The 19,985-nt window shown below is 63.2% G+C and carries 14 protein-coding genes; 9 read left to right on the top strand and 5 right to left on the bottom strand.

Annotated features, from left to right (window positions below; all coding sequences use genetic code 11):
- Positions 1 to 51: 51 nt before the first annotated feature.
- Positions 52 to 651, bottom strand: a complete 600-nt coding sequence (locus O3303_RS18835; RefSeq protein ID WP_269559912.1) for a Uma2 family endonuclease — start codon at positions 649 to 651, stop codon at positions 52 to 54.
- A gap of 78 nt (positions 652 to 729) precedes the next feature.
- On the opposite strand from O3303_RS18835, the gene pbpC reads away from it, so the two are divergent.
- The 7 genes from pbpC (at position 730) to O3303_RS18800 (ending at position 15,527) form a co-directional block, all read left to right on the top strand.
- The gene (gene pbpC, locus O3303_RS18830; RefSeq protein ID WP_269559911.1) at positions 730 to 3,141 is read left to right on the top strand and encodes a penicillin-binding protein 1C; all 2,412 of its coding nucleotides are present in this window, start codon (positions 730 to 732) and stop codon (positions 3,139 to 3,141) included.
- Positions 3,142 to 3,590: 449 nt separating this feature from the next.
- Complete coding sequence (locus O3303_RS18825) at positions 3,591 to 4,949, top strand: TolC family protein (protein WP_269559910.1); 1,359 nt, start codon at positions 3,591 to 3,593, stop codon at positions 4,947 to 4,949.
- 234 nt (positions 4,950 to 5,183) lie between these two features.
- A complete protein-coding gene (locus O3303_RS18820) occupies positions 5,184 to 6,335 on the top strand; it encodes an efflux RND transporter periplasmic adaptor subunit (RefSeq protein ID WP_269559909.1) in 1,152 nt (383 codons plus the stop codon).
- A gap of 204 nt (positions 6,336 to 6,539) precedes the next feature.
- Entirely contained in the window at positions 6,540 to 9,767 is a 3,228-nt protein-coding gene (locus O3303_RS18815; protein ID WP_269559908.1) for an efflux RND transporter permease subunit, read from the top strand.
- A 373-nt stretch (positions 9,768 to 10,140) separates the two neighbouring features.
- On the top strand, positions 10,141 to 11,490 hold the full coding sequence (locus O3303_RS18810; RefSeq protein WP_269559907.1) for an SWIM zinc finger family protein: 1,350 nt from the start codon (positions 10,141 to 10,143) through the stop codon (positions 11,488 to 11,490).
- A gap of 56 nt (positions 11,491 to 11,546) precedes the next feature.
- Positions 11,547 to 14,549: a DUF6493 family protein gene (locus O3303_RS18805; RefSeq protein ID WP_269559906.1), complete on the top strand. Its 3,003-nt coding sequence runs from the start codon at positions 11,547 to 11,549 to the stop codon at positions 14,547 to 14,549.
- A gap of 57 nt (positions 14,550 to 14,606) precedes the next feature.
- Positions 14,607 to 15,527: an alpha/beta hydrolase gene (locus tag O3303_RS18800; protein ID WP_269559905.1), complete on the top strand. Its 921-nt coding sequence runs from the start codon at positions 14,607 to 14,609 to the stop codon at positions 15,525 to 15,527.
- Here O3303_RS18800 and O3303_RS18795 read toward each other — a convergent pair whose 3' ends face one another.
- Positions 15,528 to 15,803, bottom strand: coding sequence for a hypothetical protein (locus tag O3303_RS18795; protein WP_269559904.1), 276 nt, complete (start codon positions 15,801 to 15,803; stop codon positions 15,528 to 15,530). It lies immediately after the preceding gene.
- Between the two features lie 253 nt (positions 15,804 to 16,056).
- On the opposite strand from O3303_RS18795, the gene O3303_RS18790 reads away from it, so the two are divergent.
- Both O3303_RS18790 and O3303_RS18785 read left to right on the top strand, forming a co-directional pair.
- Positions 16,057 to 16,548, top strand: a complete 492-nt coding sequence (locus tag O3303_RS18790; protein WP_269561933.1) for a YMGG-like glycine zipper-containing protein — start codon at positions 16,057 to 16,059, stop codon at positions 16,546 to 16,548.
- Positions 16,549 to 16,672: 124 nt separating this feature from the next.
- Positions 16,673 to 17,137 (top strand): YybH family protein, encoded by a 465-nt coding sequence (locus O3303_RS18785; RefSeq protein WP_269559902.1) that lies wholly within the window; start codon positions 16,673 to 16,675, stop codon positions 17,135 to 17,137.
- Positions 17,138 to 17,297: 160 nt separating this feature from the next.
- Here the strand turns inward: O3303_RS18785 and O3303_RS18780 are convergent, their stop codons facing one another.
- From O3303_RS18780 to O3303_RS18770, 3 genes are all read right to left on the bottom strand, one after another.
- Positions 17,298 to 17,708 (bottom strand): DUF779 domain-containing protein, encoded by a 411-nt coding sequence (locus O3303_RS18780; RefSeq protein ID WP_269559901.1) that lies wholly within the window; start codon positions 17,706 to 17,708, stop codon positions 17,298 to 17,300.
- A 52-nt stretch (positions 17,709 to 17,760) separates the two neighbouring features.
- Positions 17,761 to 18,120: a hypothetical protein gene (locus O3303_RS18775; protein ID WP_269559900.1), complete on the bottom strand. Its 360-nt coding sequence runs from the start codon at positions 18,118 to 18,120 to the stop codon at positions 17,761 to 17,763.
- 175 nt (positions 18,121 to 18,295) lie between these two features.
- Positions 18,296 to 19,825, bottom strand: coding sequence for an aldehyde dehydrogenase family protein (locus tag O3303_RS18770; RefSeq protein ID WP_269559899.1), 1,530 nt, complete (start codon positions 19,823 to 19,825; stop codon positions 18,296 to 18,298).
- Positions 19,826 to 19,985: the final 160 nt, after the last annotated feature.

Genomic DNA, 19,985 nt, shown 5'->3' with positions numbered 1-19,985 from the left:
TGTCCACGTGATAAGATCCTTCGCTCTGCTCAGGATGACAGCTGATTTATCCTATATCCCCTCAAACACTTCCGTCCACTCCAGTTCCACGCCGGGCAGCGTAGCCACTGGAATCGGGCCGGGCTGGTAAAACTCGCCCTGCAATTCATATTGGTCCGTTTCGCCCAGCGTGTACACCACTATGTTTTTCAGGCCGGGGTCTACCATCCAATACTCCTGCACGCCGTTTTCCTCATAGAGGTCGAACTTGGTTTTGCTATCGTGGGCGGTGTTGCCGGGACTCAGGATTTCGATGATCCAATCGGGCGCGCCCACGCATCCGAACTCGTCGAGCTTGGCCGGGTCGCACACCACGCAGAGGTCGGGCTGCACCACGGTAGTAATCTGCGCGTCGCCGTTGGGCGAGGTTTTCAGCAGGCGAACATCAAACGGCGCGGCGAAGCCCCGGCAGGTTTTACCGCGCAAGACTATACCGATCAACGTATTCAACTGAAAGGAAATGGATTGGTGGCGCACGCGGGGCGCGGGACTCATGCGGCGCACTTTGCCTTTGATGAGTTCCACCATTCCTTCCAGCCGCCACGTCAGGTAGTCGGCGTAGGTGTAGGTTTTGGTGAGGTCGAGCTGGGAAATATCGGTGATGACGGGCATGGCAGTAGCAGTGGAGAACCAAACGAATATACGACGCAAATCAACCGGCGCGGGCTGCGCATCCGCTAACTTGCCCTTGTGAAACGCCGCCCCATTTACCGTATCCTGGCGGGCTTCGGCCTGTTGCTGCTGCTTCTATTGGGGCTGGACTGGGCGTTTCCAGTGCCGCCGGCCCCGCAGTACTCGCCCCTGGTGCTGGCCGCCGACGGCTCGGTGCTGCACGCCTACCTCAACCCCACCCAGAAGTGGCGGATGAAGACCGAGCTGCGCGAGATTACGCCGGTGCTGCGGGCCGCCATCATCGAGAAGGAAGACCGGTGGTTTCGGTGGCACTTTGGGGTAAACCTGGGGGCGCTGGTGCAGGCCGCCGGGCGCAACGTGTTTGGAACGGGGCGCACCACCGGAGCCAGTACCATCACCATGCAGGTGGCCCGGCTGCTGGAACCCAAGGAGCGCACTCTGCCCAACAAGCTGCTGGAAATGGCCCGGGCCGTGCAGCTCGAAGCCCACTACAGTAAGGACGAAATCCTGCAGCTCTACCTGAACCTGGTGCCCTACGGCGGCAACGTGGAGGGCGTGAAGTCGGCGGCGCTGCTCTACTTCCAGCAAACGCCCGACTACCTCTCCCTGGCCCAGACCGTGACGCTGGCCATCATCCCGAACCGGCCGCGCGGGCTGGTACTGGGCAAGAACAACGCGGCCGTGCTGCGGGAGCGGAACCGGTGGCTGCGGCGCTTCGGAGCGGCGGGCCTGTTCCCGGCGCAGGACGTGGCCGACGCCCTGCTGGAACCCCTGGACGTGCAGCGCCACGCCGCGCCCACCCTGGCCCCACATCTGGCGCGGCGACTGGTACGGCAGTTTCCGCACGCGGCCATCATCCGCAGCAGCCTGCAGCGCAGCAAGCAAAGTAAGGCTGAAGATCTGACCCTGGGCTACGTGCGCCGCCTGCGCGAATTGGGCATCACGCAGGCGGCCGTGCTGGTGGTGAACAACCGCACCCGGCAGGTGGAAGCCTACGTGGGCTCGGCCGATTTCCGCGACTTCGCCAGCCAGGGCCAGAACGACGGCGTGGTGGCGGTCCGCTCGCCGGGCAGCACGCTCAAGCCGTTTCTGTACGCGCTGGCCATGGACCGGGGCCTCGTCACGCCCAAGCAGCTGCTCCCCGACGTGCCCACCAACTTTCAGGGCTACCGCCCCGAAAACTTCGACAAGCACTGCAACGGCGAGGTGACGCTGGAGCGCGCTTTGGCCTACTCGCTCAACATCCCAGCCGTGCGCGTGCTCAACCAGCTCGGCGTACCTGCCTTCACCGACAAGCTCCGCCAGGCCGGCTTCCGCAGCATCACCCGCAACCGCACCCAGCTGGGCCTGAGCAGCATCCTGGGCGGCTGTGGCGCCAGCCTGGAGGAGCTGACGAACCTGTACGTGACGCTGGCCGATGCCGGGCAGTACGCACCGTTGCGCTACCGGGCACCCCACCCCCCGGCCCCCTCCCCTCCGGGAGAGGGGGAGCCGAATGGTTTCGTTCAACGTCTTCGTCAGGCTCCCCCTCTCCCGGAGGGGAGGGGGCCGGGGGGTGGGGTGCCCCGGCAGAACGGCAACCAGCTAATTTCCGAATCCGCCGCCTTCCTCACCACCGACATCCTCAGCCAGCTCACCCGCCCCGATTTGCCGCTAGGCGCCGCCAGCAGCATGCGGCTACCCAAAGTGGCCTGGAAAACCGGCACCAGCTACGGCCGCCGCGACGCCTGGAGCATCGGCTACAACCGGGAATACACCATTGGAGTGTGGCTGGGCAATTTCAGCGGCCAGGGCAGCCCGGCCCTCACTGGAGCCGACGTGGCCACGCCTTTGCTCTTCGACCTGTTCAACGCCCTGGCCTACAACTCGCCCAACGACTGGTTTGCGCCCCCGGCCGCGCTGGATTTCCGGCTGGTGTGCGCCGAAAGCGGCCTCGTGCCGAGTGAGACTTGCCCCAACCAGCTCATCGACTACTTCCTGCCCAACGTGAGCAGTGGGCAGCGCTGCCAGCACCAGCGCGAGGTGCTGGTGTCAGAAGATGGGAGCTTTACGTATTGCCGGGCCTGCGCGCCGGCGGCCGGCTACCGGCGGGAGCTGTACCCGAATCTGCTGCCCGAGGTGGCCGCCTACAAGGAAGCCCAGGGCATTCCGTACCGCCGCCTGCCGGCCCACAATCCGCAGTGCCAGCTGGTACGCGGCGGCCGGGAGTTGGCTCCCACCATCACCTCGCCCACCGCCAACACCGAGTACGTGCTCAACGCCCACGAGCAGCAGCAGCTCCTGCTCAGCTGCACCACCGACAACGAGGTGCGCCAGGTGCACTGGTACATCAACGACCGGTTTCTGCGCACCGCTAAAGCCACCGAGCGGGTCTTTTTCCGGCCCCAACCCGGCCCGCTCAAAATCTCCTGCGCCGACGACCACGGCCGCAACACCGACGTGCTGGTGACGGTGACGGAGCTGGAGTAGTAGCGCGAACTGCTATGCTCTGAGCTGCCGAACGGCTCCGGTCCGGCGGCTTTTTTCAGCCGTCGGGCCGGTCGTTGCGTGCTGACGCCGGGGCCGGCAGGTTGTATCCACCGGAATGCCCAAACGGCGACCGGACTGACGGCTGAAAAAAGCCGTCGGACCGGCGGGGCTGCCTCTGCTTGCCGTAAGCCGGGCGGTACTGTTAGGCCGTTTCGTAAAAGCTCCGCAAAACCTTTCGGCGCACGACGGGTTTGACCAGCTTCCACTCGGCTACTACCCGAAGCGCGCACCCACGCTCTTCGGCCCGCCAACCGGCTTCGGCCTCCGCCCTTCGTGCAGCCTCCCCCCGGCTGCCGGTGTCCCTCGGGGCATCTGCCCTACCGCTTCTTTTGGGTCACCCAGCCCTGAACCGCTCAGTTACGTATCGGAGTAACTGCATTTCCTTCCGTATGACACACCTACAACAGGCGCTCCGGCTTCTGCTTGGCTTGCTGTTGCTTGCGCCCAGCGCGGCGCTGGCCCAATCGGCCCCTCCCTCCCAGCCTGCCAACCAGGTTTTCACCCTTGATCAGTGCCTGAATGTGGCGCTGGCCAACCAGCCGGTGGTGCGGCAGGCCCGCATCGACCAGGAAATTGCCCAGGCCAACAATCAGGTGGCGCTGGCGGCGTGGCTGCCGCAGGTGGGCGTGCAGGGCACGGCCCAGCACTATTTCCAGCTGCCGTTCACCATCTTCCCCGACCCCACCACCGGCACGCTCACGCCCCGCCAGATTGGCGTGCGCAACGTGACCACCGTGGGTTTGAGCGGGACGCAGGTGATTTACAACAACGACGTGTACCTAGCCGCCCGCAGCAAGCGGTTCAACAACCAGGCCGCCACCCAGAACACCGTGAACGTGAAGATTGCCACCGTTTCGGACGTGAGCAAGGGCTTCTACGACGTGCTGCTGGCCCAGCGCCAGCTGGAGGTGTTCAGCCAGGATATTTCCCGCCTCCAGCGCAACTACCGCGACGCCCGGGCCCGCTACGAAACCGGCATTGCCGACAAAACCGAGTACCTGCAGGCCGAAATTTCGCTTAACAACTCCCTCACCGGCCGCAAGCAGGCCCAGGAAGCCATTAAGGCGCGCCTGGCCTACCTCAAGCAGCTGATGGGCCTGTCGCCCGAGCGGCCCCTGGCCCTGCAGTACGACACGCTGAAGCTGGAGCTGGACGCCACCATGGACACGGCCGTGGCCCTGAACATCAGCAACCGCATCGAAATCCAGCAGCTCCAGACCCAGAAGTCGTTGCAGGACGTTACGGTGGATTACTACCGGCTGGGCTTCCTGCCGTCGGTGTCGGCGTTTGGCAACTACAACTCGGTGTTCCAGAACAACTCGGCCAGCGACCTGTACCGCACGCGCTTCCCCAACTCCTACGCTGGGCTGCAGCTCGGTTTGCCGCTGTTTACCGGCTTCCGGCGCACCCAGAACCTGCGCCGCGCCCGCCTCGAAAACACCCGCCTCGACGAGGACGTGAGCAACACCCGCAACCAGATTAACACCGAGTACACCACGGCGCTGGCCAACTACAAGGGCTACTACACGCAGTATATGCTGGGCAAGCGCAATCTGGAAGCCTCCAAGGAAGTGTACGACGTCATCAACCTGCAATATCGGGAAGGCATCCGCGCCTACATCGACCTGATTGTGGCCCAGACCACCCTGCGCACCTCCCAGCTCAACTACTACACCGCCCTATTCCAGCTCCTGAGCAGCAAAGTGGACCTACTCCGCGCCCTCGGCGAGCTGCCGACGGAGTATTAGGTCTTGCCGTTGAACGGCCGGAACCATGCCGGTTAAACGATGTAGAGACGCAACACTTTGCGTCTCGTCGTTGAACGGCCGGAACTACGCCGGTTGCCCAACCTCAGCAACGACGAGACGCGAAGTGTCGCGTCTCTACACCACCCAGACGCCCCCTCCATAGCCCAGGGTTTCAACCCTGGGCACCCGCACCGCCCGCCAGCCCCCTCATCTTTCGCTGCTCCTGCTTTTCATATGAAACATACCCTCCTCCGCTTTTCCTTCGCTGCCAGCCTGCTGGCGTTGGCCAGCTGCGGCAAGAAAGAAGACGAAAAAGCCGCCGGGCCGCCGCCCGCCACACCCGTGACGCTAGTAGCCGCCCGCACCGCCGACGCCGTGTACTACGACGAGTACCCCGCCACCGTGGTGGCCCTCAACAACGTGGAGTTGCGCAGCCAGGTGGCCGGGTTCATCACCCAGATCTACTTCAAGGACGGCGACGTGGTGCAGAAGGGCAAGCCGCTCTATGAGATTGACCGCCGCAAGTATCAGGCCGCCTACCAGCAGGCCCTGGCCGGTGTGCGCAGCGCCCAGGCCGTGGTGCAAAACGCCCAGGTGAACCTGAGCCGCTACCAGCGCCTGGCCCAGCAGGATGCCATTGCCCGGCAGGTGGTGGACAACGCCCAGACCAGCTACGCCACCGCCCAGGCCCAGGTGGCCCAGGCCCAGGCCAACGTGGCCCTGGCCCGCACCGACCTCGACTACTCCGTGATTAACGCGCCCTTCACCGGCCGCATCGGCATTTCGCAGGTGCGGCTGGGGGCGCAGGTCAGCCCCGGCACTACGCTGCTCAACACCATCAGCGCCGAGGACCCGATGGGCGTGGACTTCGTGATTCCGGACGCCGACCTGAGCCGCTTCGCCGACTTGCAGCGCCAGGGCGGCAGCGGCCAGGACTCCACGTTCCGCCTCGTGCTGCCCGATGGCGCGCGCTACGCCCAGCCCGGCAAGATGCTGGCCATCGACCGGGGCGTAAACCAGCAAACCGCCACCATCCAGATTCGGGTGCAGTTCCCGAACTCCAAGCGCGACCTGAAAGACGGCATGAGCACCGTGCTCAACGTGCTCAACCGGCAGTCGGGCCGCCGGCTGGTGGTGCCGTTTAAGGCCGTGGTAGAGCAGATGGGCGAGAACTTCGTGTTCATCGCCGGCGACAGCAGCAAGGCCTACCAGCGCAAAGTGCAGCTCGGCCCCCGCCTCCGCGACCAAATCGTCATCATGAACGGCATCAAGGACGGCGACCAGGTAGTAACCGAAGGCCTCAACCGCCTCCGCGACGGCGGCCCGATTACCACCGGCGCGCCCGCTACCGCCGGCGCCGGAGCCCCAGCCAGCGCCGCTAAGTAAGCAGCAGAACGTCATGCTTCATCTGGCGTCCGCTTGCCGAAGCATCTCTACCGCTTCGTTCGGACAATTCAATAGCCCAGGGTTTAAACCTTGGGCTACGGAGCCGCTGCTCCATCATTCATTATCCAGAGGTAGAGATGCTTCGACTACGCTCAGCACGACCGCCTGACGCGCTGCTGAGCACCACGCACTAAGCACTACAACATGATTGCAGAAACCTTTATCCGGCGTCCCGTTACGGCCATTGTCACCTCCCTGGTGATTGTGCTGGTGGGCGTGCTGGCCATCCTGAACCTGCCCGTGGGGCAGTATCCGGAGATTACGCCGCCCACCGTATCCGTGAGCGGTACCTACACCGGCGCCGACGCCCAAACCGTGGAGCAGACCGTGGCCACGCCCGTGGAAGTGCAGGTGAACGGCACGCCCGGCATGACTTACCTGCAAAGCAACAGCACCAGCAACGGGCAGATGAGCATGACGGTGAACTTCGAGGTGGGCACCGACATCAACATTGCCGCCCTCGATGTGCAGAACCGCGTGGGCATTGCCCAGCCCACGCTGCCGCAGGAAGTGCAGCGCCTGGGCTTGGTGGTGCGCAAGCGGAACCCCAGCATTCTGATGCTGGTGGCCATGTACGCGCCCAAAGGCACCCACAACACCACCTTCCTCGACAACTACGCCAACGTGTTCGTGAAGGACGCCCTGCTGCGCACCAAGGGCGTGGGCGACATCGTGAGCCGCGCCGACGACTTCTCGATGCGCGTGTGGCTCAAGCCCGATAAGCTCAGCCAGCTCGGCGTCACGGCCCAGGAAGTCACGGCCGCCATTCAGGAGCAGAACGCCCAGATTGCGGCCGGCTCCATCGGCGCGCCCCCGGCCCAGACCGGCCAGACGTTTGAGTACATCGTGTTCGTGAAAGGCCGCCTGACCAACACCGAGGAGTTCGGCAACGTCATCGTGAAAACCCGCCCCGACGACGGCTCGGTGGTGTACCTCAAGGACGTGGCGCGGCTGGAGCTGGGCAAGTTCAACTACGCCAACAACTCCTTCGTGGACGGCAAACGCTCGGCCTACCTGCTCGTGTACCAGGCCCCCGGCGCCAACGCCCTCGAAACCTACGAAAACGTGGTGGCGACCATGGACCAGCTCAAAAAGCAGTTCCCCGCCGACCTCGATTACGTGGTGCCGTTTGAGGCCGCCTCGGTCGTGAAAGTGTCCATCGAGGAAGTGCTCCACACGCTGGTGGAAGCCCTGGTGCTGGTGATTATCGTGGTGTTCCTGTTCCTGCAGAGCTGGCGCTCCACGCTCATTCCGGTGCTAGCCATTCCGGTGTCCATCATCGGCACGTTCATCATGTTCATCCCGCTGGGCTTCACCATCAACACGCTTACCATGTTCGGCTTCGTGCTGGCCATCGGGATTGTGGTCGATGACGCTATTGTGGTGGTGGAGGCCGTGGAGCACAATATGAACGAGCGGGGCATGAACCCGCTGGATGCCACGCTGGCCGCCATGCGCGAAATTTCGGCCCCGGTTATTGCCATTGCCTTGATTCTGGCGGCGGTATTTGTCCCGGTGGGCTTCATTCCGGGCATCACCGGGCGGCTGTACCAGCAGTTCGCCATCACCATTGCCATTTCCGTGATTATCTCGGCTTTCGTGGCCCTGTCGCTCACGCCGGCGTTGTGCGTGCTGCTGCTCAAGCCCCACAAGCGCGACGAAAATTCGAAAGGCCTCGACAAGTTCTTCTACAAGTTCAACACCTGGTTTGACAAGGTCACCGGCAAGTACGGCCGGGGCGTGCAAAGCGGCATCAAGCACAGCCGCTTCGTGGTCGTGATTCTGGTCTGCATCATTGCCGGCACCGGGTTGCTGTTTGCCAAGAAGCCCGGGGGCTTCATCCCGACCGAGGACGAAGGCCGCATCATCATCACCTTCAACCTGCCCGAAGCCGCCTCCACCGAGCGCACCGTGGGCACGCTGAAAGCCATTATGAAGGAGCTGAGCGAGGTGAAGGGCATCCGGCACTACGCCGGTCTGGGCGGCCTGAACGCCGTGAACTTCTCCTCGAAATCGAACAGCGGCACCGTATTCTGCCAGCTGGAACCCTGGGAAGAGCGCAAGGACGAGGAGCTGCAATTGCAGGGCCTAATTGCCAACATCCAGAAGCGCATGAGCCGCTTCAAGGAAGCCAACGTGGTGGTGATTTCGCCGCCGGCTATTCCGGGCCTGGGCAACACCGGCGGCTTTTCCTTCGTGCTCCAGGAGCGCGAGGCGGGCGGCGACATCAAGAACTTCGATGCGCAGCTGCAGAACTTCCTGAATGCGCTGCGCAAGCGGCCCGAAATCACCGGAGCCTTCTCGTTCTTCACCGCCAACACCCCCGGCTACGAGCTGACCATTGACCGCGAAAAAGCCAAGAAGCTGGGCGTGTCCATCTCCGATATCGGCACCGCGCTGCGCACCTACCTGGGCTCGGCCTACGTGAACGACTTCACGGTGTACGGCCGCAACTTCCGCGTGGTAACCCAGGCCGACAGCATGTACCGCGGCGACATCAGCAACCTGGGCCAGTACTACGTGCGCAACAGCAGCGGCGGCATGGTGCCCCTGAGCACGCTCACCAGCTACAAGCGCAACGAATCGGCCCCGCTCATCTCGCACTACAATCTGTTCCGCTCGGCCGAAATCAACGGCAACGCAGCTCCCGGCTACTCCTCCGGTGACGCCATCAAGGCCCTGGAGGAAACAGCGGCCCAGTCGTTGCCGGCCGGCTACGGCTTCGAGTTTTCGGGCCTGACCCGCGAGGAGCAGCTGGCCGGCGGCCAGACGGTGTACATCTTCGCCCTGTCGCTCACGTTCGTGTTCCTGTTCCTGGCGGCCCTGTACGAAAGCTGGTCGGTGCCTTTCTCGGTGCTGCTGGCCGTGCCGCTGGGCGCATTCGGGGCTATTCTGGCCCTGATTTTCCTGCCCAAGCTCACCAACAACGTCTACGCCCAGATTGGTCTGATTACGCTCATTGGTTTGTCGGCCAAGAACGCCATTCTGATTATCGAGTTTGCCAAGGAGCGGGTGGATAAAGGCATGCCGCTGGTGGATGCCACCCTGGAAGCCGTGCGCCTGCGCCTCCGCCCCATCATCATGACCTCGCTGGCCTTCATCCTGGGCGTGCTGCCACTGGTATTCGCCTCCGGCGCGGGTGCCCAAAGCCGCCAGACCATCGGCTGGACGGTGCTCGGCGGCATGATTTCGGCCACGCTGCTGGCCATTTTCATTGTGCCGGTGCTCTACGTGCTCATCACCCGCTTCGCCTACGGCAAGGAGAAACTGGCCGAGCTGGAAGCCAACTACAAGCCCGACGAAGAGCACGGCGGCCCCAAAGAAGCCGGCCCCGGCGAAGGCGACCATTCTCCCGCCCCGCAACCGGCGTAATCTGGTTCTCTAGTACTAAAAAAGCCCCGACAGCCCCCGCTGCCGGGGCTTTTTCGTGTCTGGTGTAGAGACGCGAATACGCGTCTCGTCGTTGAACGACCCGGCACCACGCAACCCCAGCATATTTAGCAAATCCGACACATATACACGCGCCTTGCTATTGGATGACTACGAACGATCCATATAAACAACCTCAGCAACGACAAGACGCGAATACGCGTCTCTACAGGCATTACAGCCTGCTTCACCGCACATAATATCCAACTAAATTATTTAGCCATGCGGCTCTGATACATGACTCATTTTTTACTAACAAAATTAGTATTTGCCAAAATCATTCGCTTACTTGGCATCGTAATCAACTGCCATTGCTATGACTGATTTTGCTTATGCCTACGCCCGGCCGTCGGCGCTGGAAGCGGGGACCGAGGGCCAGGCCCTGCTGTTATCGGCCTTTGCCGAAGATGCTGCCGAAGCAGCAGGAACGGCCTGCTTTTTCCGCGGCCGTTTGCGCGACTCATGGCTGGCAGCGCGGGGCCTGAGCACGCTGGCCAAAGTGGTAGCCGCCCGCTTCGTGCCCCAAAGCGCCGTGCTGCGCGACCCAATCGTGACGGCCGGGGCCGGGCGGCTGCGGTTCGAGGCCTTTTCCTCATGCAATGGCGTGTACGCCCGCCTTGACCTGGGCCCCGAGGCGCTGGACGGCGAGTTTCTGTGCAGCGGCACCACCAACGTCGATTTCAATGAGCCGATGGTGAATGCCCTGGCCCGCATTTCGCGCACCGAGCCGGTGCTGCTGTCGGTGGGCGAGCAGGAAGTGGTGCTGGAGCGGGCCGCCGGGCGCGTGACCGAGCGCAAAGTGGCGCTGCCGGAGCGCTGGATCAAAGGCCTGACCACCGTGCAGGGCTACTTGGCCCAGATGGAGGAAAAGATGCGCCTCACGCGTCTGCAGGCCGTGCAGCTGGTGCAGAGCCTGCCCGCCGGCACCGCCCGCACCGATTTTTTCCTGGTGTTGCGCGGCCCGCGGCCCAGCTTTGCGGCCGTGGCCAGCCCCGGCGCAGTGCGGGTGGGCGGCGTGCACCGGCTGCGGCTGCTGGAAGGCCTGCTGCCGCTGTGTGAGGCCCTGCGCGTGTACGCCGCGCCCAACGGGCAGGCGGCGGCCTTCGTGCTGGATCTGGGCGGTGGCCAGCAGTTTGTGCTGGCGCTGTCGGCGGATGCATGGCGCGGGTTTTCGGGCGAGGGCAACCAGTTGGAGGCCTTGGTGGACGAGTTGCCCGCCGAGTGGGTGGCCGGGGCCAATGCCCTGTTCCGGGGCAACGAAACCTTCAACCCCACCCTGTTTGCCCTGGAGCACGGCCTCGCCCCCGACACCGTGGACCGCCTCTGCGCCAGCCTCTCGGCCATGGGCCTGCTGGGCTTCGACCTGCTCGAAAACCAGTATTTCTACCGCCGCCTGCCCTTCAAAACCCAGCGCATCCTGAGCCTCAACCCGCGCCTGAAAAACGCCCGCGCCCTGCTCTCCGCCGCCGACGATGTGCAGCTGGTGAGCATCGGCCCCCAGGGCCGCACCGAGGCCCGGGTGCGTGGTACCGGCGTGTGGTATACCGTGCTGGTAGGCGGCCCCGAGCCAGCCCGCTGCACCTGCCCCTGGTACAGCGGCCACCAAGGCCAGCGCGGCCCCTGCAAGCACGTGCTGGCCGCCCAGCTGCGCTTCGTGCAGAGCTGATTCATGTTATCGAAAGCCCAAAACCAGCTTTCTCAACCTATTATATTCACCTGACTATGAACACTATCGAAACGTTTGAACGCATTGCCCGCCGCGGCAAGCTGCAGGATATGGTTGACTTTCTGCTGCCGCTTGGCAAGCAGGATCTGTTGGCCGTACGCCAGAAAACCAAGGTCCTGTACCGCGAAATGAACAACTGGAACCTGGGCAACGGCCGGTTACCATTTGAGCGGGCACCACTGCTGTTTCTGGCGGGCGTGGCCTCCTACTCGCGCAAAGAGGCTGCTACGCGGGCGTTTGATCTGCCCTGGAATTTCCATAACAGCCACGCCCGGCAGGAACCCGGACAATGGGAGCTGCTGGTGCAGATACTGCTGCACGCCCGGCCGGTTTGGCTGACGGAGTGGCTGTTGCGCGTGACGCGCAGCTCACCCTGGCAGGTTATCGGGTACACCCGCCTGCGGGAGCTGGCTGAGGCGGGTCTGGTGGAGTACGATGCCTGGCTGTTTGCCCAGTCGCTAGCGCAGCACCTGCTTGCCTTCAGCCATGATAGCCGGAGCCAAACCCAGGACCTTACTCCCGAGATTATCTACTCCCTGCAGGCTGATTCCACGTTGCTGGAGCGCGACTTGCCCCTGCTGTTTGATTTCGACACGATGGTGGATTCGGCCGCCATCTACCGGCAGCAGGAGGCGCAAACCACCTGGACCACGCTGATGATGCGCCTAGCAGATGCGGGCCACCTGCAGCGCGCTGACCTGCTCAGCCGCAGTCTGATGGCTTTGCGCCGCGACTTCCGTCGCCCGCTCCTGACATGGTTCAAAAACCTGTATTTAGGTCTGCAGCCGACGCTAGCCGAGCGGCTGGACCGCCAGGCCGATTTGGTAGACCTGCTGGCCCACCCGCTGCCGCTGGTCGTCAACTTCGCGCTTGATCAGCTCAAAGACCTGTGGGCGCATCCTGGTTTCGCGCCCGCCCCGCCGCTGCTCTACGCCGAAAGCCTGCTTACCCGCCACGATATTAAAACCGGCATCCGGGCCCTGTTTGGTGGGCTGGAGAAGCTGCTGAAGCGCGAAGCCGGCGTGGCGCCCACGCTGGCGGCCCTGGCCTCCACGGCCCTCGCCCACGCTGATGCCACCGTTCAGGAGCGCGCCGCCAAACTCCTGAAAACCCTGCTCAGCGCCACCAGGCCGCTACTCACGGCCGCCGAAGCCGCCGATACCATCGCCGGCCTCTGCCTCTACGCCGACCTGCTGGCCCCGGCCGCCCGCACCCTGCTCCTGCCCTATTTGCCGCTGGAAGACGATGATCCGTCTTTCAGCGACGCTGTTTCCTACGTGCCGCAAACCGGCTTCGTGCCCGATATTTCTGCCGCCACGGCCATTACGCCGGTGCGCGACTGGCACGAGCTGCTGTTCCTGACCGGGCAGCTGGTGCAGCAGCGCCAGCCGGCGGAGGTGGAGCGCTGGCTGGACGGCCTGCTGCGCCTGCGCGGCCAGTTTCCGGCCGACTATGCCCGGCAGCTGCACCCCTATCTGGTGCAGGCGCTGCCCTGGGTGCTGCAGGGCAAGTCGGAGGAGGAGACGCGGGCGGGGTTGCTCTCGTTTTCCTTTGGCAACCACAACGGGCAGCAGGAGCTGCTGTTGGCCTTACTTATGAGCTGGTACCTGGGGTTTCCGCACCTGAAAGTGCAGCAGGTGCCCTTGAGCCCCGCCCAGTACCACCACCCCGACCCGCTGCTGCGCGTGGAGCAGCAGCGCCTGGGCGCCGTGGAAGAAGCCCTGTGGGCCTTTGCCGCGCCGCTGCCGCTGCTCAGCACGCCCACCCACGCGCCGCACTGGGTGGCGCCCTCCGTGCTGGTACAGAAGCTGCTGGAGTATGAAGCCGCCGGCCAGGAACCCAACTCCGCCGACCTGTGCCTAGCCCTGGCCCGCACTGCCCTGGCCTCCCCCGACGACGCGGCCACGGCCCGCACCCTGCTGCCCCGCTTCCGCAACGCCGACCTGCGTCAGCTGTTGACTTCGTTTCTGGGGCCTACCACATCAGAAGTAGCGCTGCCGGCTACCCTACCGAAGCCGCCGCAACGCCGGTTTTCGGGCCGTCTGGCCCAGCTGATTCCGTTTCTGCGCAACACAGCTGCCCCAGCCGCCAGCCCCGACTGCACCGGCGCGCTGCCCTGGCTGTGGGCAGTAGCGGCCCGCACCCGCCAGCCCCACGCCACGCTACCGGCCCTGCAGCACTGCGCCTCCTACCCCGGCGTGGATACGCCCTGGCATCCCACCTGGAAAGTCCAGCAGAACTCGCACACCTACAAGCAGACCTGGAACAAAGAGAAGCCCGAAGTGACCGAATACTGGCAGGAGCTGGTGGTAGACGCGCCAATGCCGCAGCACAAGCTCCCCTCCGGCCTGCTGCTGTATTCGCTGCACGCCAGCGTGGCGGCCCGCAACAACTATTCGCTGTGGGCTACGGCCACGGACCTGCCGTTTCTGCTCACGCTGCTGCCCAACCACCCCGAGCCGCTGTACTGGCACCTGATCCGCATCGGCTGCCGCACTGCCGGCAAAGACACGTCGTCGCAGGATGCCCTGCGGGTGGTGCTGCACAGCCTGCTGCTGCCGGGGCCGGCCTTCACGGAAGCCGCCACGCTGCTGCTGGCCCTCAGCCTCACGCACGCCGCCCCCAACTGCCGGGCCGTGGCGCTGGAAGTGCTGCTGGCCGCCACGGAAAACAGCCGACTGGTGCCAGGGGCGCTGGGCACCGTTCTGGGCCAACTGCTGGCCACCGGTTTCGCACCCGTGCAGCGCCTCACCGATGCGCTGGCCCAAGCCCGTGCCATCAGCGCGCTGGTGGATGACGCGCAGCGCCAGCTGCTGGACAGCCTGCTGCCGCTGCTGCCGGCCGCACCGCTACGCAACACCCGCAAGCTGATTGAAGCCTACGCCGACCTGCAGGGCCGCACCCGGCAAGCGGTACCGGAGGCAGTGCAGCAGAACCTGCGCGCCTGGAGCAGTTCGACCATCCTGAAGAAAGCCACGGCCGGCCTGTTGAGCGCCTAACTTACGCTGCGACAGCGCGTATCTGCTCAGGTCTGGTTTCACCTATTTCCCGGCTGCATGAAAGCCCTCTGGTCCACCGTTGTTATGGGATGCCTACCCCTGCTGCTGCACGCGCAAAGCGCCCCGTTTTCCATCTACTCGAACACCATCCCGAACTCCCGGCCCAGCAGCCTGCAGGAAAAGAGCATCACGCTCGAAAACGGCGGCATTCGGGTGTCCGACGTGGTGCAGCCGACCCTGCAGGTGTTTCGGCCGGCCAGGGACAAGGCCAACGGCACGGCCGTCATCATCTGCCCCGGCGGCGGCTACGTGCGGCTGTCCATGGACAACGAAGGCTCCGACGTGGCCAAACGGCTCACCGAGATGGGCGTCACGGCTTTCGTGCTCAAATACCGTCTTCCCAACGACCAGCTGCAGCCCGACAAAACCACCGCGCCGCTGCAGGATGCCCAGCAGGCCATCCGGCTGGTGCGTCAGCGCGCCGCCGAATACGGCCTCAACCCGACCCGGATTGGGCTGATGGGCTTCTCGGCGGGCGGGCACCTGGCTTCCACGGCCGGCACGCACTTCGCGCAGCCAATAGGCGCTACCACCGACGCCACCTCCGTCCGGCCCGATTTACTGGTGCTGCTCTACCCCGTCATCAGCTTCACGGATAGCCTGGCCCACGCCGGCTCGCGCCGCAGCCTGCTCGGCCCCACGCCCACCCCCGACCAGATCCATCTCTACTCCAACGAGCAGCAGGTAACGCCCCAGACGCCGCCCACCTTCCTGGTGCACGCCCAGGACGACCAAACGGTGCCCGTGCTCAACAGCGTGCGGTTTTACGAAGCCTGCGTGCGCCACAGCGTGCCCGCCGAAATGCACCTCTACCCCAAAGGCGGCCACGGCTTCGGCCTGCGCAACCCAACTACCAAAGACGACTGGGCCGAGCGGCTCCAAAACTGGCTCGACGCCAACAGCTGGCTCGCGCCATAGCTACCAGTCTGCCGGTTCCTCCTCGCTGGCCCACCACACTTCCGTGCCGGCGGGTACGGGCTGGGCATCGGGCTCGGTCAGGAGCAGGGTGCGGGTTTCGGGCGTGTCGGGGCCGGCTATTTCTTCTACGCTGGCAATGGTGGCCACCTGTCGGCCATCAGAGTAGCGCAGGTGCAGGCGCAGATGCGTGTGCAGAGCCAGCGCAGCTAAGTCGGGCGGGGCGGTTTCCGGTAAAAGTAATATCCCGAGTCCGGGCAGCGAAAAACTTTTTGCCACCCGGAAAAGTAATTTTTCTTTCATAGCGGTTCATACGCGCAAATGTGCTTTCCCGCCAATTGCAGCGCTGTTTTTACCCCCGGCAACGGCTGCAGGGCATTTGCCGGCTCAGCACTGATGAGCTAAACCTGACATACCTTCCGTTCGTATTGGCATGGTGCTTGTAATTCTTTCCCCGAAACCGGGTCACAGGCCCTTCAAACATTAATTCTCCTTAGTCATGAAAAAGGCAAGTTTGTTTCTCGCATTTGTGATGTTCTTCTCCACCATCCTTAGCGGCTACGCTCAGGACCGCAAGATTAGCTCCAGCGCTAAAGGAGCCGTGATTGGTGGATTGGGTGGCGCTGCTGCCGGTGCCCTCATCAACAAGAAAAACCGCGTAGTAGGCGGGGCCGTGGGTGGCGCTGCTGGTGGTGGCCTGGGCTACGTCATCGGCCGCAACGCCGACAACAAGCGCCGCGCCGAAGCTGCCCGTGTAGCTGCCGCCCGCCGTTCCGAAGCGAACCGCGCCGCTGCTTACCGTGCCGGTATTGCCAAAGGCAACGCCACGGCCCGCGCTAACAACAACAACGCCATGGCCGCTACGGCTGCCGCCTCTGCTGCTCCTTCCATGATGAACAGCTTGGCTCCCGCTGCTTCCAGCCCTTCAGCTTTTGCTATGAGCACCGGTTACCTGCCAAACGAGTCGTATGGCAACCGTAACGCCGCTTACCCTTCTTCGGAGGTGCGTCGTAAGAGCTGGTAGATTTCCGGCCTTAGTGCTAACAGAAAACCCAGGTCTTTGCACCTGGGTTTTCTGTTAGCTCGCCATTCAGCTTCCGTTTTTCCCGTTCTGCTCTCTCCCTTTTCTCTTACCAAAACCTGTTCTCATGAAACCCTTTCTCGGTCTCCTGCTCGGGGGTGCTCTGCTGGCCTCCTGCTCCAAATCCGCTCCTGAAACTGCCGCAGTCGACGTAAAAACGCTCAACCAGCAGTTCGTAGGAGCCTGGAACGCCAAGAACACCCTGCAGATCGACTCGCTGCTGGCCGACGACGTGCAGTACGCCCAAGGCGCCACGCGCTTCAATGGCAAGTCGGAAGTGGCCGATAAGTGGGTGCGGGCTACCATGGGTACTATTGCTGACCTGAAGCTCTACGGAACCTCCACCGGCTCCGACGCCACGATGGCCTACGAGGCCGGCACGTTCTCCACGGAAGTGCTGCCCGAAACGCCCGGCCAGCCCCGCGGCGAAGGCGAAGGCAACTTCATCCTGCTCTGGAAAAAGAACGCCAAAAACGCCTGGAAGCTCAGCTACGTGCAGCTCGAAGGCCTGCCCGTGAAAGTGGCCAACTAGGATCATAGATTGACACAGATTTAAGCGGATTGCACGGATTTTGTGGCCGGCGCCGATTTTATCTAGCCGACTTTATCTGTCGAAAAGTAAATCGCCCCCGGCAACTCAGTTGCCGGGGGCGATTTACTCTTTGGTGCTTGGGCTGAATGCAGGCTTGCTGCTACGCCTGCTGGCTTTCCAGATATTCTTCGCCTTGCAGTGCGGGGGCCATGTTTGCTTCTTCTTCCTGCGTGAACAGCCGGGAGCGAATCAGGAACCGGACGCCCAGTGGGATTTCCAGTGAGAAGCTGGCCCCACGGCCTTTCACCACGTCTACGGTGAGCTGGGTGTGCTGCCAGTACTCAAACTGGCTGGTGCTCATGAAAAAGTCGCAACCGTGGATCTGGCCCAGCCACACGTCGTTGCCGCCGATGCGGAACTCGCCCTTGGCAAAGCACATCGGCGACGAGCCGTCGCAGCAGCCGCCGCTCTGGTGGAACATCAGCGGGCCGTGCTCGTCGCGCAGCAAATCGATGGTGGCCTCGGCGGCGGGCGTCACGAGGACGCGGGGAGTTTGGGACTGGGACGACATAGAGCGAACAAAATCGGCCGCGCAGGGCGGCTGGGGAGAAGAAAAAAACCGTTTACTTCAACGGCTTAGGGTGTGCGCCTTTTTTGGGCGCGTACGTGTACACGGTGCCGGTGCGCAAATCCTGGGCCCGCAACCGGCCTTTTTTCAGGTCGGCCATGTTGTAGCGTACGTTGCGGAGCGGATCGTAGTAGATAACCCACTGGCCACCGCTGTCCTTCACGCCGCCACGGGCATCCATGTTGGGCATGGGCACCGGCTGCGGCTGATCAGATTCAACCACTTCATCCTGGTGGAGGCCTTCTGTTTTCAGCAGTGTCCAGTCCGGGTTTTTCTGGCCCGGCAACGGCAGTTTCTGGGCCGAGGCCGCCGTGGCCGCTACCATTGGCAGCAACGCAAGCAAGGAAACTTTCATAAGCAGCATAAGGAGTAGTACGTTATAGTCCTGAAGGTTATCCACAAGACGCAAACGCGCCGCCAAGCGTTGCAGGCGCCTTCCACACAAGCGAATGGTGAGCTGCTGTTCCACCAGCCTTGGTCAGGCTTACCGAACAGCAACTCACCATTTCACTTACCCAAGATGCGGCGGCCTAAAAGAAGCCCAGTTTCTGCTGGCTGTAGGAAATCAGCATGTTCTTGGTCTGCCGGTAGTGGCCCAGCATCATCTTGTGGTTTTCGCGACCGAAACCGGAGGCCTTGTAGCCACCGAACGGGGCGCCGGCGGGGTAGTCGTGGTAGCAGTTCACCCACACGCGGCCGGCCTGAATGGCGCGGGGCATCTGGTACAGCTCGTGCGCGTCGCGGCTCCAGAGGCCGGCGCCGAGGCCGTAAAGCGTGTCGTTGGCCAGCTCAATGGCCTCGTCGTTGTCTTTGAACGTCGTCACGGACAGCACCGGGCCGAAGATTTCCTCCTGGAAAATCCGCATTTTGTTGTGGCCGCGGAAGATGGTGGGCTGGATGTAGTAGCCGTCGTGCAGCTCGTCGTGGGCATGGTCGCGGTGGGCATCGCCGCCGGTCAGCACCTCGGCGCCTTCGGCCTTCCCGATTTCCAGGTAGCTCAGGATTTTCTCGTACTGGTCGTTGCTGGCCTGCGCGCCCATCATGGTTTCGGGGTCGAGCGGGTGGCCGAGCTTGATGGCTTTTACGCGCTCAATCAGGCGGGGCATAAACTCGTCGTAGATGTCCTCGTGGATGAGCAGGCGCGAGGGGCAGGTGCATATTTCGCCCTGGTTGAGGGCAAACATGGCCGCACCTTCCAGGCACTTATCCAGGAAATCGTCGTCGGCATCCATCACCGATTTGCAGAAGATGTTCGGCGACTTGCCGCCCAACTCCATAGTCACGGGGATGATATTTTCGGCGGCGTATTGCAGAATCAGGCGGCCTGTGGTGGTTTCACCCGTGAACGACACCTTCTGTACGCGCTTGTTGGAAGCCAGCGGCTTGCCGGCTTCCAGCCCGAAGCCGTTCACCACGTTAATCACGCCGGCCGGCACCACATCCTGAATCAGTTCCATCAGCACCATGATGCTGGCAGGCGTCTGCTCGGCAGGCTTCATCACCACGCAGCAGCCGGCCGCAATGGCGGGCGCCAGCTTCCAGGTGGCCATCAGCAGCGGGAAGTTCCAGGGAATAATCTGGCCCACCACGCCCAGCGGCTCCTGAATCACCAGCGACAGGGTGGTTTCGTTGAGCTCCGTGGCGGAGCCTTCCTCGGCCCGGATAACGCCGGCGAAGTAGCGGAAGTGGTCGATGCACAGGGGCAGGTCGGCAGCCATGGTTTCGCGGATGGCTTTGCCGTTTTCCACGGTTTCCACGGCGGCCAAATGGGCCAGATTGGCCTCCATGATGTCGGCAATCTTGAGCAGCACGTTGCTGCGCGTGGCGGCCGAGGCCTTGCTCCAGCTCTTAAACGCCTCGTGGGCGGCGTCGAGGGCCAGCTCAATATCCTCCTTAGTGCTGCGCGCTACTTTGCAGAAGGCCTTGCCGTCAATCGGCGAGGGGTTCTCGAAATACTGCCCGTTAACCGGCGCGACCCACTTGCCGCCAATGAAGTTGTCGTAGTGGGATTTGAACTTGGGGCGCTCAATAAGCGTGGTGGTTCTTTCCAGGGTTTCCATTGGCGAGAGTTTAGTGGGGTTTATTGGTAGGCCAAGCTAGGCTTTCCATTACTTGAAACCATTGTAGTATCCTCGCATAAACCCCACCTATTGTCGCAACATTGTAAGCACTCACTCACCGCCCGTGCAACTCTCCGGCGGGCGGCTGGGTTTGTCTGAT

Origin of the sequence: Hymenobacter canadensis, assembly GCF_027359925.1 — a bacterium.
GTDB lineage: Bacteria > Bacteroidota > Bacteroidia > Cytophagales > Hymenobacteraceae > Hymenobacter > Hymenobacter canadensis.
This window is presented reverse-complemented; position numbering and strand designations above follow the sequence as displayed.